Source organism: bacterium (assembly GCA_029210545.1).
GTDB lineage: Bacteria > BMS3Abin14 > BMS3Abin14 > BMS3Abin14 > BMS3Abin14 > JARGFV01.
Map to the genome: position 1 here is coordinate 1 of JARGFV010000073.1, position 13175 is coordinate 13175.

General features: G+C 59.6%; 12 protein-coding genes. 10 read left to right on the forward strand and 2 right to left on the reverse strand.

Going from position 1 to position 13175, the window contains the following annotated elements; translation table 11 throughout:
- The first annotated feature begins 555 nt into the window (after positions 1-555).
- Positions 556-1533, forward strand: coding sequence for a cysteine synthase family protein (locus P1S46_08595; GenBank protein ID MDF1536543.1), 978 nt, complete (start codon positions 556-558; stop codon positions 1531-1533).
- Between the two features lie 381 nt (positions 1534-1914).
- Here the strand turns inward: P1S46_08595 and ptsP are convergent, their stop codons facing one another.
- Positions 1915-4227, reverse strand: coding sequence for a phosphoenolpyruvate--protein phosphotransferase (gene ptsP / locus P1S46_08600; protein ID MDF1536544.1), 2313 nt, complete (start codon positions 4225-4227; stop codon positions 1915-1917).
- A gap of 233 nt (positions 4228-4460) precedes the next feature.
- Positions 4461-5045 (reverse strand): JAB domain-containing protein, encoded by a 585-nt coding sequence (locus P1S46_08605; GenBank protein ID MDF1536545.1) that lies wholly within the window; start codon positions 5043-5045, stop codon positions 4461-4463.
- 168 nt (positions 5046-5213) lie between these two features.
- On the opposite strand from P1S46_08605, the gene P1S46_08610 reads away from it, so the two are divergent.
- The 9 genes from P1S46_08610 (at position 5214) to P1S46_08650 (ending at position 12992) form a co-directional block, all read left to right on the forward strand.
- Positions 5214-5666 carry a hypothetical protein gene (locus P1S46_08610; GenBank protein ID MDF1536546.1) on the forward strand — a complete coding sequence of 151 codons (453 nt, stop codon included), beginning with the start codon at positions 5214-5216 and terminating at the stop codon, positions 5664-5666.
- A gap of 318 nt (positions 5667-5984) precedes the next feature.
- Positions 5985-7394: an anthranilate synthase component I family protein gene (locus tag P1S46_08615; GenBank protein MDF1536547.1), complete on the forward strand. Its 1410-nt coding sequence runs from the start codon at positions 5985-5987 to the stop codon at positions 7392-7394.
- 126 nt (positions 7395-7520) lie between these two features.
- A complete protein-coding gene (locus P1S46_08620; GenBank protein MDF1536548.1) occupies positions 7521-8117 on the forward strand; it encodes an aminodeoxychorismate/anthranilate synthase component II in 597 nt (198 codons plus the stop codon).
- Entirely contained in the window at positions 8107-9129 is a 1023-nt protein-coding gene (gene trpD, locus P1S46_08625; GenBank protein MDF1536549.1) for an anthranilate phosphoribosyltransferase, read from the forward strand. The genes P1S46_08620 and trpD overlap by 11 nt, the downstream gene beginning before the upstream one ends.
- Entirely contained in the window at positions 9129-9914 is a 786-nt protein-coding gene (locus P1S46_08630; GenBank protein MDF1536550.1) for an indole-3-glycerol phosphate synthase TrpC, read from the forward strand. Before trpD ends, P1S46_08630 begins: the two co-directional genes overlap by 1 nt.
- A 163-nt stretch (positions 9915-10077) precedes the next feature.
- Positions 10078-10731 carry a phosphoribosylanthranilate isomerase gene (locus P1S46_08635; GenBank protein ID MDF1536551.1) on the forward strand — a complete coding sequence of 218 codons (654 nt, stop codon included), beginning with the start codon at positions 10078-10080 and terminating at the stop codon, positions 10729-10731.
- Between the two features lie 10 nt (positions 10732-10741).
- Entirely contained in the window at positions 10742-11914 is a 1173-nt protein-coding gene (gene trpB, locus P1S46_08640; GenBank protein ID MDF1536552.1) for a tryptophan synthase subunit beta, read from the forward strand.
- Positions 11915-11952: 38 nt separating this feature from the next.
- Positions 11953-12747: a tryptophan synthase subunit alpha gene (trpA, locus tag P1S46_08645; protein ID MDF1536553.1), complete on the forward strand. Its 795-nt coding sequence runs from the start codon at positions 11953-11955 to the stop codon at positions 12745-12747.
- 14 nt (positions 12748-12761) lie between these two features.
- On the forward strand, positions 12762-12992 hold the full coding sequence (locus P1S46_08650; protein MDF1536554.1) for a cytochrome b5 domain-containing protein: 231 nt from the start codon (positions 12762-12764) through the stop codon (positions 12990-12992).
- The last annotated feature ends 183 nt before the right edge of the window (positions 12993-13175 follow it).

The window sequence follows — 13175 nt, forward strand, 5'->3', positions numbered from 1 at the left end:
AAGCGTCGTTTTCCCTTTCCTCACAAATCAATGACTTACGGTGCGGGTCATTGATTTGGGCGCCCCGCGCGGGGCGCATTGATGACTTTTTGCGAAGTCATCAAAATTCAAAATAAACCTTAACACATCGCAACGTTGGCCGGATTTTACCCTATGTTACCCGGTGTAACCAGCAATTCCATGCCTCGTTGGTCTTTACGGCGCTCACCGGGGCGCTTCCCACTGTAATCCGGCTTATCCCGCGCCTTAGTGCCTGCTCTGAGTCACGCCATCCGTTTTCGTCACACCGGGGAGGTGACTAAGACGTGCCCGGCCGACGTTATCGAAAAGTCATCCCGCCTGCTTTTTCCCGCCCTTCGCCCTGCTCTTTCCGCCCGGCCTTTCCCGGGTCTGAGTCTGTGCCTGAACCTGTATCAGAGCCTTTTTCAAACCTGTGTCTGAGGCTGTTCTAATCGACCCAACTCCTGTATATTGAAGCGGTTTTTCGGCCGTAAAGGTGGCTGTCAGGGCCGAGGCCTTTCTTCAAGGTACAGCTTACCGTACAGCAAGGAAAGGATGGAGCAAGTGAACAGAAAAACGATCCTGGATACGATCGGTCACACGCCCATGGTGGAACTCGTCCGGATGAACCCCAACCCGGCTGTGCGTCTTTTCGTCAAGCTGGAGGGGAACAATCCGGGGGGGTCGGTCAAGGACCGTGTCGCTCTTTACATGATCGAAGGAGCCGAAAGGCGGGGCGAGCTTAAACCGGGAATGATCATCCTGGAAGCCACCTCGGGCAATACCGGGATCGGTATCTCTTTGGTGGCGGCCTGCAAGGGGTACCGGACAGTTCTCACCATGTCGGAGGGAGTCAGCATCGAGCGCCGCAGGGTGCTTTCGGCCCTCGGAGCGGAGATCATCCTCACTCCGGAAGCCCACGGCACCGACGGAGCCATCGTAGAGGCCCGGCGGATGCTGGAAGAGGCTCCCGGGATCTACTATATGCCGGACCAGTTCAACAACCAGGACAATATTGAGGCCCATGTGGCAGGTACCGGCCCTGAGATCTACGAACAGACCGGTGGGGAGGTGGACTGGTTCGTGGCGGGGATAGGGACCACCGGGACCCTTATGGGCGTTTCCAGGTACCTCAAGGGGGTCAAGCCTTCCGTTTCCATCGTGGGTGTTGAGCCGAAGATGGGGCACAAGGTGCAGGGTCTCAAGAACATGTCGGAGGCAATCGTACCGGGGATCTATGAGCCGGCGGAACTGGACAGGAAGGTCCTGGTCCAGGACGAGGATGCCTACGAGACATCCAAGCAGCTGTCGAATCAGGAGGGGATCTTCGCGGGGATGTCCAGTGGGGCGGCCCTCAAGGCGGCCATAGACCTTTCGGCCGAACTCGATTCGGGGACCATTGTGGCCCTGCTGCCCGACAGGGGAGATCGTTACGTGACCACGGTGCTTTACTGTAACGAGAGGTGCCGGAAGGCCCTGTGCCGTGTGGAACAGTGCCTTGAGTGCCCCGGGATGAACGTCCAGGACCTGTGATCCGCCATACCGGATTTTCCGCCTGCATGCGGCCTTTGCTTCACGAGAAATCCCCACCGGATTCTTTTTTGTGGGGATTTCGTGTTCGCCTGGATTTCGTGTTCGCCTTGACATTGCCGGAAAGGTTGTGTAATCTTTCACATTGAAGGGAAGGGCGCTTCTCTTCAGGGGGGGACCCGGGATAGAGATATCCCGGGTTTCTTTTTTGTGCGCCCGGGCGCACAAAAAAGAAACCCTCAAGTTTGCGCTTGTCACCCCGGTTTACTTTTCACGGTTTACAGTGAAAATCCCTCAAAATGAGGCTTGTTTTCGTGATTGTCTCTGGAATCTGGAATTTGAAATCTGGAATTGTCTTCAGAGATCGGCTCGGATAAACATGTTTCAGCCGATTTCTGAAGACTTGAACATCACCTGTTCGCTGATCATCTGCTCGAGGCGGGACATGATGCGCCGGACTTCGGCTGAGGTGCCGGCCTTCAGGGCTCTCCGGGCGGCTCGGAGGCAGTCCTCATGGCGGACCAGGCGGATGGAACGCTTGATGAGGGGGATGGACGCCGCGTTCATGGAGAACTCGGTGGCCCCAAGGCCGATGAGGAGGGGGGTCCAGATGGGATCAGCGGCGATCTCCCCACAGATACCGACAGGGATTCCCGCATCTCTGGCGGCTTTCGTTGTCATTGCGATGAGAATCAGCACGGCGGGGTTCATGGGATCGTACAGGTGTGCGACCCTTTTGTTGTTCCGGTCCACCGCGAGGGTGTACTGGGTCAGGTCGTTGGTGCCGATGGAGAAAAAATCGACCTCCCTTGCCAGTTTGCCTGCCAGGTGGGCCGCGGAGGGCACCTCGATCATGAGACCTACGGGCACCGATCCACTGAAGGGGACCTTGGCTCTCTTAAGCTCACGTTTCGTCTCCTCAATAAGCCGTTTGACCCCCAGGACCTCCTCCAGGGTGGACACCATGGGAACCATGATGCTTACCGGCCCGTGGCGGGCCGCCCTGAGGATCGCCCTGAGCTGGGTCTTGAAGATATCGGCTTTTTCCAGGCACATCCGGATAGACCTCCACCCCAGGAAGGGGTTGTCCTCCCGGAGCAGGTTGAGATAGGGGATGTTCTTGTCCCCTCCCACGTCCAGCGTGCGGATCTTCACCGGTTTTCCGCCCGTCCCCTCCACCATGGTGCGATAGATACGGTACTGCTCGTCCTCGGTGGGAAGGATGGAACGGGCCATGAACGGCAGCTCTGTCCGGTACAGGCCTATCCCGTCTGCTCCGTAATAGTCTACGAACTTCAGGTCGGAGAGGAGTCCGGCGTTGGACATAAGCGCTACCCTGTATCCGTCCAGGGTGACCGCCGGCAGGTCCTTCTCCGCGACCAGTTCTACAATGTGCCTCGTGTAGTCGTCAAAAAGGCGGCGATACTCCTTGATGACGTTCTCATCGGGGTTGATGAACAGACTCCCGGTGTTTCCGTCCACGATGAGGAAATCGCCCGGCTGGACCACTTCGAGCAGTTCGTCGATCCCGACAATGCACGGGATGCCCAGGGAGCGTGACAGGATGATAGCGTGGGATGTGTGGCCCCCGGCCGAGGTGGCAACACCCTGAACCAGTTCGGTGGACAAGGTGGCAGCGTCAGAAGGAGTGATGAGCCTCGTGACAAGGATACCTTCTTCCGTGAAGTGAAGGATCCCGTCCCTGGTTTTGTCGGATAGCAGCCGGATGATCCTGCGGCCGATGTCCTCGATATCCACGGCCCGGTCTTTCAGGTATGAGTCGTCGATCTGCAGGAAGCTCTTGAGGTATCCGGCAATGACCCTTTTGACAGCGTAAAGTGCGGTGCTCCCGGTATCGATGACCTCCAGGACCTTCTGGGTGAACCCCTGGTCCTCCAGCATCATGAGGTGGATGTTGAAGATGGAGGCGTCTTCCTCGCCCAACTGCTGCTGGACACGCTCCCGGAGAGCTTCGATCTCCTTTCTTCCGGCCAGGATCACGTCGGTAAACCGCTCTCTCTCGCCGTCGATATCCTCTGTCTGTTCCTCTACCAGATAATGGAGATCGTCATCGGTCTCCATCAGGACCGCCGGTCCCATGGCAATGCCGGGAGTGGCCGGAGTCCCATGGAACACCAGGGAACGCCGCGCCGGTTCCATGGACGGTTGAGGCGAGGCTCCTCCTACGGAGAGCTCCCTGAGGAGCCTGGCGTTGGTGACCACACCGGCGACCTGTCCCGCGATGGTGTTGAAAAACTGGAGTTCCTGGGCGTTGTATGCCCGGTTTTCGAGGTCCTGGACGACAAGGACTCCTATCGGACTGCCACGGCTGATGAGGGGTACCCCGAGAAAGGTCCTGTATTTTTCCTCCCTGGTCACCGGGAAGTAACGGAAACGCGGGTGTTGGTGGGCGTCCTGGACTACGAGCGGGGTCTTCGTCTCGAAAACAAGGCCGGTCAGGCCCTCCGAGGGGGGCATGTCCACCCTGCCGATGGCCGAGTTTTCCAGTCCCTCTGTGGCCACCAGGACGAGCTTGTTCTTCTCCTCGTCGTAAAGATAAAGGGAGCAGACGTCGGTGTGCATCTCCTGTTTGACCATGGCGACGATGTTGTCCACCGTCTCACGAAAGTCGTGAGAATCACTGATGAGTCGTGTGATCCTGGCGATCAGGTTGAGCTGATCCCTCACTGGGCCCACTTTTACTCTCCTGGCGGCGGGTCGGGAAACCTCAACACGCCGCTGACCTGCAGAATCGATACGGTCAGACGATGCAGATAACAGGTTTCGGGATGTTATGATGTTACAAATATACAGTGAACCAGTAATGTTGCCAAGGAGAAGCCCGTTTCATATTCCACATTTCAGGTTCCAAAGAAGATCAGTGTTGTAAGTCCCTATCTGGAATTTGAAATTTGGAATGTGAAATTGCGCTATAATTCCCCGGCATCCGAGAAAGAGTAATAGGCCCCGGCTGCCACGATGATGTGGTCCAGGAACCGGATTCCCATGAGCGCCGAGGCACTGGCGATCCTTTCGGTAAGGTTTCGGTCTTCGGGGGAGGGGGAAGGATCTCCGGCAGGGTGATTGTGAAGACAAAGGATGCTGGGAGCCATTTCGATGACCGCCTGCCGGAGCACTTCCGAAGGGTGGATGTGCACCGTGTTCACACTGCCCACGGCGCACAGGTCCTCGGAAAGGATGATGTTGCGGGTATTGAGGGTCAGGACCAGGAAGTGCTCCTTGACCAGGGTGCCGAGGCGGGCCTCGAACAGCCGGTAGACATCGCCGCTGCAGGACACGGAGCGGCCTTCTACCGGAGCGCTGGCCAGTTGACGGAAAATTTTGGGGAGGGACAGGATCGCTTCGGCGCGGCGGGGCCCGACGTGTCTTATCCGCAGGAGTGTTTTCCGGTCCAGGGAGAGCAGGTCCTTCAGCTCGTGTCGGCGCAGGAACTCCTCGGCTGCCTTGCGGCCGATAATCGGGATTAGGTTGCGGATACCTGATCTTTGCTGCATTCTGGACAGAAGTACCTTTTCGCTGACAGGCATGACAGATGGCGGGTGGCTTGCCCACCCCGATGGACAGTTACTGATCCATCCGATATAACGCCTTTCAAGATGGATGCCACAGCAACTTGGAGTCTGTGTGTGGATTTCCGCCAGGCTCCAAGGGAGGGGCCGAAGATGAAATTTCTCGGATCGGACAAGTTGAAAAAGCTGGTCAGGTTCGCCGTGGACACTGATGAGCAGACCAGTGGTGATCGGCTGACCCTCACAGTCCTGGATGTGCTGCAGATCGCAGGTGAGGGGCGCATCGCCCGGGACACCGGGGAAGAGGATCTGGCCCGGAGGATCAGGAGGCCCGCGCGAAAAGCGGCCGGCGATCAGGCGGGACACTGGGACCTGGTTCAGGGCCCTTACTGGGTGACCTACAACGAGTCTGTCCGGATACCGGACGACTGCGCTCTCATCCTGCAGCCTCACCATGCCGTCATGGTCAACGGGCTCTGGCATCCCACTCTGGTGGTCAGGGACTGGTCCGAGATGACCGGTATCCTGCTCATGGTGGGAGCTCGAGGGGTCAGACTGGTGGAGGGTGCTCCGCTCAGTACCGGTCACATGGTAGCGGCCACATGATAGAGAGAGGATGGTCCCGGGATTGTGATTGCGTTGACTTTCCGCGCCTGTTCTGATAAATCTAACCTGTTATGAGACACATCAGCAGCTGCATCTCAAGTTTTTACTGGTGGTGGCCTGGGCCAAGTGCAGGGGAGGGTCCGCGCTGCTGAAGTAGCAGTGAACAAGAGCTGATAAAGCCGCGGGTCCCTACAGGACCCGCGGCTTTTTTTTGGCGCAATCAGCGGCCCCGTTGGCTGCTGGTAGATAAAATGGCGGAAGGTCAATAACCGGCCGCGCCTGGGAATGGCGCCCGGATCGAAGATGGAGATCGCCCGGATGAAATTGTCGCTTGTCGGGGAGACAGCGGAACTTCCCTACGAACTTGGTGAGATGCCCCAAATCTACGCCGCGCTTGAACCCTTCGGTCCACTGGGGTTTCTGGAAAGCCGGGAGGGTACGGAAAAATACGCCCGGTTCGGCATAGCGGCGGCGCGGCCATTGCTGACGGTTCACGGCAAGGGGCACCGTTATACCGTCAACGATGACATGGGAAACGAGGTCGTCACTGACGTTGCCGATCCTCTCCAGTTCATCCACGATCTGGAGCCCGCGGTGGATCTGCCCCACGGGCTTGAAAATTTCCGGTTCGCGGCCGGCTGGATCGGTTCCCTGGGATACGAGACGGCTGAGCTGTTCGAAGATATCCCAAGGGCCGGTATCGATGACGTCAACCTCCCGGACACGTTTTTCTACCTGCCATCCCTGGTTGTCCTCAAGGACGCCGCCTCCCGGCGTCTGACACTGGTGGCCCTTTCAGGTGACAGGGCCGGCGCCCGGGACCTTGTTCTGGAGGCGGTACGAAGACTGAAAGAGGTGGATGTCGCGGCTCCATCCGATCAGGGAGAAGAGAAAAGGGAGGCCCGGACCACTTTTGAGGAGGGGGAGTTCCTCGAGGCCGTGGCAAAGTGCAAGGAACTGATCCATGACGGGGAACTCATCCAGGTGGTCATATCCCGTCGTTGGGAGGTCGATCCGGCCCCGCCGCCCGAGTTGGTTTACAGCGCCCTGGCAGTGTTTAACCCCTCACCTTACCACTTTTACCTCCAGATGCCCGGAGGGGTCCTCCTGGGTGCTTCTCCGGAACTCCTGGTGCGGAGGGAAGGCGATATCCTCACGGTCCGCCCCATAGCCGGAACGAGGCGAAGGGGGGGGAACGAGGAGGAGGACCTGGCACTGGAAAAGGAGATGATGTCCGATCCCAAGGAGCGGGCTGAGCACACCATGCTCGTGGACCTCGGCCGGAACGACCTTGGGCGGGTTTCCGAGGCGGGAACCGTTCAGGTAACCAGGAGGATGCTCGTTGAGCGTTACTCCCACGTCATGCACCTGGTTTCCGAGGTGCGTTCCCGGATCGACGGCAGGTACGATTCCTACGACGTCCTGAGGGCCTGCTTTCCGGCCGGTACCGTTTCCGGCGCGCCCAAGATAAGGGCCATGCAGGCCATTGCGGGACTGGAGCCGGTTGTGCGGGGGCCTTACGCAGGCGGCGTGGGCTATTTCGACGTCCGCGGCAACATGGATTTTTGCATCACTATCCGTTCGGTCTTCTATTCTGCAGGCAGGGCTTACATCCAGTCCGGGGCGGGCATCGTGGCGGACTCGGTCCCGGAAAGGGAACGGGACGAGATCACCGCCAAGGCCGCGGCCATGGTGAAGGCTTTCGGCAACGTCTCGTTTGAAAAATAATTCAGACGTTACCGAAAGCAGAGTTAAGAGCTAAGTACTAAGTCCTGGGTAGATCGCGCTTGTCTTGACACTTAGCTCTTAGCACCTGGGACCTGGCACCAATTGTATGCCACAGGGAGGCATATCATGATCCTCATCATCGACAACTACGATTCCTTTACCTACAACATCTACCAGGCCATCTGTACCATGACCCCGGATGCCAAAGGTGTCGAGGTAGTACGTAACGACCGGGTTACCCTGTCCGGGCTCGAAGAGATGGGTATAAGCCATCTGGTCATTTCGCCCGGCCCGGGGCGGCCCGACGGGGCGGGGATCAGCATCGAAGCGGTCAGGGCTTTCTCCGGCCGGATACCGGTCCTGGGGGTCTGTCTGGGACACCAGACCATCGGACAGGTGTTCGGGGGAGAGGTTGTCCACGCCCAAAGACTGATGCACGGTAAACCTTCCATGATCCGGCATACCGGGCGCGGCCTGTTCGAAGGGATTCCCACCCCCTTGGAGGCCATCCGGTATCACTCCCTGGTTTTACAGAAACGGTCCCTCCCGGAGGAACTTGCGGTGACGGCCTCTTCCGATGATGGAGAGATCATGGGGGTCAGCCACCGGTTGTTCACCGTAGAGGGTGTTCAGTTCCACCCGGAGTCCTTCGGGACTGTTGGCGGTGAGGTGATCTTTGAGAACTTCCTGAAGATGGAGGGAGGGTTGCGGCATGCTGCGTAAAAAACTTGGAATGGTCGTGGAGGGCATCGACCTTGATGCCGAGGCCATGGCGGAAGCTGTGGGCGCCATCATGGAAGGGGAGGCGAGTCCCGTTCAGGTCGGAGCTTTCCTTACGGCCCTGCGGCTCAAGGGTGAGAGTGAGGAAGAGATCGCCGGTGCGGCCATGGCCCTCAGGGCGCGGTGCGTTCGTCTGCCCGGAGATGCCTTTGCCGATGCCATCGACACCTGCGGCACCGGGGGGGATGGGGCCGGAACCGTGAACGTCTCAACCCTCGCCGCCATTACCGCTGCGGGGGCCGGCGCCAAGGTCGCCAAGCACGGGAACCGGTCGGTCTCCAGCCTCTGCGGGAGCGCCGATCTGCTTACTGCCCTGGGTGTTCGCATTGATTTGACCCCCGAGGCCTCGGCCAGGTGCCTGAAAGAGGCCGGGTTCGCTTTCCTCTTCGCTCCCCTTTACCATCCTGCCATGAAAATGGTGGCTCCGGTGCGCCAGGAGATGGGGATCCGGACCTTGTTCAACCTCATCGGCCCCCTCTGCAACCCGGCCGGGGTCAGGCGGCAGCTCATGGGAGTCTACTCCATGGAACTGGTGCCGACCATCGCCGGGGTTCTCCGGAGACTGGGCTGCGACAGGGCCATGGTCGTCGCCTCCGAGGATGGCCTGGACGAGATCTCGGTTTGCGCTCCCACGACGGTGGCCCACCTCCACAGGGACGGCACTATCCAGGTCCAGAACTTCGAGCCGGGCGACCTTGGGATCGCCATCCACAGGCCGGAGGCCCTGGCCGGCGGCAAGCCTGAGGAAAATGCGGAAATTTCCCTGGAGGTACTCAAGGGAGGGCAGGGACCGGTCAGGGACGCCGTGGCAGTGAACGCGGCGGCGGCCCTTGTCGTTGCCGGTCTGGCTTCGGATCTCGAGGAGGGGCTCGGAATGGCAGCGTCATCCCTGGATTCGGGAGAGGCCCTCGAGGTTCTGGAAAGAGTAATAAGGATCAGCACTCAGGAGGCGTGATGAAAAAGGGGTTCCTGGAAAAGGCCGCTGTCGCAGCCCGGCAGAACGTGACAGCCTGGAAAGGGCGATACGGTGACTTGCCGGTGCTGCCGGGCCGGGATCGCCGTCCGTTCCTCCCGACCGGGCAGGATGGGTGTGCGGTCATTGCCGAGGTCAAGATCTGCAGCCCTTCCCGGGGCGACCTCATGGGTGGTTCGGACCCGCTCCGTCTGGCGCCCATGTACACAGACGCCGGTGCCAGTGCCGTGAGTGTCGTAGTGGAGGAACAATATTTTGGAGGCAGCCCGGAACTTTTCGAAAAGGTCGCAAGATCCACGGCTCTGCCCCTCCTGTGGAAAGATTTCGTTGTCGACCCGTACCAGATCCAGCTGGCTTCCTCCCTCGGGGCGTCTGCCGTACTCCTCATCGTGGGGATGCTGGACGACCGTGAAATGAGATCTTTTCTCGACATGGCCGCGAGAGCCGGGCTCAGGACCCTCGTGGAGGTCCACGACCTGCAGGAGTATGAAAGGGCTGCAGCATCCGGCGCTGACCTCATCGGCGTCAACAACCGCAACCTCGTCACCCTGGAGGTTGACATAGCGGTATCAGAGCGAATGGCGCCACGGTTTTCCGAGGAGGTTCAGACGGTGGCTGAAAGCGGCATCAGGAAGCCGGAGGATGTGGCACGGATGGCCGGGGCGGGGTTTGATGCCGTTCTCATCGGGGAGTCGCTGGTGACTGCGGACGATCCCGCCCAACTACTGCAGGAGATGGTAGCAGCGGGATCACTCGTAGATGCGTGAAGCGTACGTGAGTGAGTGCGAACGATCTGACGCGATCACGCCTTATGCACTTACGCACACACGGTTTAGGATGTTATTGGATGTGGAGGAGATCTATGTGAGCAAGTGTCTAAGGTCTTACGCAATCACGCCTTACGCACAAACGCACACACGAGATTAACCGATGTGCATCAAGATCAAAATATGCGGGTTCACCCGCCCCGAGGATACGCTGTTCGCATGTGAACTGGGTGCCGACATCCTGGGGTTTAACTTTGTCCCTCAAAGCAGGAGGTACACAAACCCCTACGCCGCCAGGGAGATGATATCATCCCTTCCTCCTTTCGTGACGACAGTGGGTGTTTTCGCCGACGAGGAGGCCGGAGTGGTGAACGACCTGGTTGATTTCCTGGGGCTCGACGCGGTTCAGCTCCACGGCCGTGAGAGCGCCGCTTACTGCCGAAAGATCAGGACCCCGGTTATCAGGGCGGTGCGGGTCGGTGAAGCTGCCGATCTGGAGGGGCTCGGAAATTACGAGGTGGCAGCGTTCCTCCTGGACGCGAAGGTTCCAGGGACCCTTGGGGGTTCGGGACAGACCTTTCCGTGGGAACTGGCGCGGGATCTTTGCCGGACCCGAAAGGTTTTCGTGGCGGGCGGCCTTTCCCCTGCCAACGTGGCCGAAGCCATAAAAACCCTGGCCCCCTACGGTGTGGATACTGCTTCAGGTGTGGAGTCCGGGCCGGGCATGAAGGATCCCGGACTCATGGGATCATTTATAAGGGCGGCCCGATTGGCTGCCAATTATAACGGAGGAGCGTGCGGTGACATCCCGATATGATCACCCTGATGTGAACGGATTTTTCGGTACCTTCGGCGGTTGCTACATGCCGGAGATCCTCATGCCGGCGGTTAAAGAGCTTGGCATTGCCTTCGATGCCGCCAGGGCGGATGAACAGTTCAACCGCTCACTGGACAAGGTGATGAGGGAGTTTTCCGGGCGTCCCACCCCCCTGACCACGGCTTCCCGGTTCGCGGGCGCCGGAACCGGCCTCGTCCTCGAGCTCAAACGGGAGGACCTGAACCACACCGGCGCCCACAAGATCAACAACACTCTCGGTCAGGTGATGCTGGCTTTGAGGATGCAAAAGACCCGGATCATCGCCGAGACGGGGGCGGGCCAGCACGGTGTCGCCGCAGCGACGGCCGCTGCCCTTTTCGGCCTTCCTTGCGTGGTCTACATGGGGGTCGAGGACGTTGCGCGCCAGGCTCCCAATGTGGAAAGGATGAAACTTCTCGGAGCGGAGGTCGTGCCGGTTCACCAGGGAGCAGGGACCCTCAAGGACGCCGTGAACGAGGCGCTGAGGGACTGGGTCCGGAATGTGGACAATACTTTCTATGTCCTGGGTTCGGCGGTGGGTCCCCACCCCTATCCGGTCATGGTGCGTCATTTTCAGTCGGTCATCGGCCTGGAAGCCCGCCGGCAGTTTGTGGACAAGTACGATCTCCTGCCCGACCTCCTGGTGGCGTGCGTAGGTGGCGGGAGCAACGCGGCCGGCCTGTTCTATCCTTTCGTAAACGACGAGGTTCAGATGGTGGGGGTGGAAGCCGGGGGGACCGGGCCAGGCGCCGGTCAGCACGGGGCCTCCCTCGGGCTCGGCAGCCCAGGGATCTTCCACGGCAGCCTCAGCTACATCCTCCAGAACGACGACGGGCAGATCGTCACGGCCCACTCGGTGTCGGCAGGCCTGGATTACCCTGGCGTCGGTCCCGAGCACAGCTGTTGGAAGGAAGAGGGACGGGTGACCTACGAGCGGGTCGAGGATCGGGAGGCTCTGCAAGCCTCCGACCGGTTCACCAGGGATGAGGGGATCCTGCCGGCCCTGGAAACCGCCCACGCCCTTGCCTGGGTCCACCGGAACCGGGAGCGCCTGTTGGGGAAGAAGGTGCTTTTATGCCTGTCGGGAAGGGGCGACAAGGATATGGAGACTTTGCTTTCCGTCAGGGAAAGCAAAGTAGAATGACTTTCCATTCGACATCCTGGATTTGGAAGGAATATATTATGAACCGGATCTCGAAAGTATTTTCCTCCGGCAAAAAAACGCTCATCGTCTACCTCACTGCCGGGTTCCCTGAACCGGGCATGGACGAGGAACTTGTCCTGACCGCCATCGACGCCGGTGCCGACATCATCGAACTGGGTTTTCCGTTCTCCGATCCGGTGGCCGACGGACCACTCATCCAGCAGGCCTCCAGGACCGCTCTTGAAATGGGCATGACCCTGGCCGGGACCGTTGATCTCGCCGCCAGGATAAGACAACAGCGTGAAACGCCGATCCTCCTCATGGGGTACGCAAATCCGGTCTACCACATGGGGTACGGGGCCTTTGCCGGGAACCTCGCCGAGGCAGGGGCCGACGGCGCCATCATCCCGGACCTGCCCATGGAGGCGGCAGGCCCCCTGCGCGACGAGATGCGGGCAAGAGAACTGGCCCTCATTCCCATGGCAGCGCCCAACACCCCCCCCGAAAGGCTCAGGTCGCTGATCGAGGAAGGCGATGGTTTCCTTTATCTCGTTTCCATGGCCGGACTGACAGGCGATGCCCTGAAATCCGGGACTCCCTGGAAGACGGTGGCCAGAATGGCCAGGGCGTCCGGCAGACTTCCGGTGTGCGTGGGGTTCGGGATCAGCTCGGGGCCCGATGCGGCCGAAGCGGCCGGGTATGCCGACGGGGTTATCGTCGGCAGCGCCGTGACAGCCCGGATCAACCAGGCCGGGAACCTGGAGGAAGCGAAAAGCGGTGTGCGGGAACTGGTGAAGGAACTGGCGGAAGCGATCAGAAAGGCTCCTGCTTGAAATCAGGGGGTTATATGAAAGTGTTCGATAAGGAAGAACTCGCAAAATACGATGGCATTGACGGACGTCCGCCCTACGGGGCCTATCTGGGAAAGGTCTACGATTTTACCGGCATGAAGGAAGCTGACCACGGCGACCATTACGGTCACCCCTTCGGCGTCGACCTCACCGACGCCATCGACGAAGCCCCCCATGATGACAACCTGGTGTTCGCGTTCCCCGTTGTTGGAGTGTTCAAGGAGTAAGTGTTCATCCAGCCACTGTATAAGGCAGCGGCTTGCAGGTCCAGGTCCGGGCTGTGTCGTCTGGAAAGAAAATCGCAGGGGGGTGCGTGGATAGAGAGCATGGTGCCTAGGAGTCTGTCGGAGAACCTCCCTGTTTTTTAACAGGGAGGGCACAGACTCCTAGCTGGAGTTTGTCGGAACATA

Excerpts from the sequence above, each read along its gene's own strand:
- P1S46_08650 (MDF1536554.1), top strand. The coding sequence starts at position 12,762 with ATGAAAGTGTTCGATAAGGAAGAACTCGCAAAATACGATGGCATTGAC.
- trpA (MDF1536553.1), top strand. The coding sequence starts at position 11,953 with ATGAACCGGATCTCGAAAGTATTTTCCTCCGGCAAAAAAACGCTCATC.
- P1S46_08620 (MDF1536548.1), top strand. The coding sequence starts at position 7,521 with ATGATCCTCATCATCGACAACTACGATTCCTTTACCTACAACATCTAC.
- P1S46_08595 (MDF1536543.1), top strand. The coding sequence starts at position 556 with ATGGAGCAAGTGAACAGAAAAACGATCCTGGATACGATCGGTCACACG.
- P1S46_08605 (MDF1536545.1), bottom strand. The coding sequence starts at position 5,045 with ATGCAGCAAAGATCAGGTATCCGCAACCTAATCCCGATTATCGGCCGC.
- P1S46_08630 (MDF1536550.1), top strand. The coding sequence starts at position 9,129 with ATGAAAAAGGGGTTCCTGGAAAAGGCCGCTGTCGCAGCCCGGCAGAAC.
- trpD (MDF1536549.1), top strand. The coding sequence starts at position 8,107 with ATGCTGCGTAAAAAACTTGGAATGGTCGTGGAGGGCATCGACCTTGAT.
- P1S46_08635 (MDF1536551.1), top strand. The coding sequence starts at position 10,078 with ATGTGCATCAAGATCAAAATATGCGGGTTCACCCGCCCCGAGGATACG.
- P1S46_08615 (MDF1536547.1), top strand. The coding sequence starts at position 5,985 with ATGAAATTGTCGCTTGTCGGGGAGACAGCGGAACTTCCCTACGAACTT.
- P1S46_08610 (MDF1536546.1), top strand. The coding sequence starts at position 5,214 with ATGAAATTTCTCGGATCGGACAAGTTGAAAAAGCTGGTCAGGTTCGCC.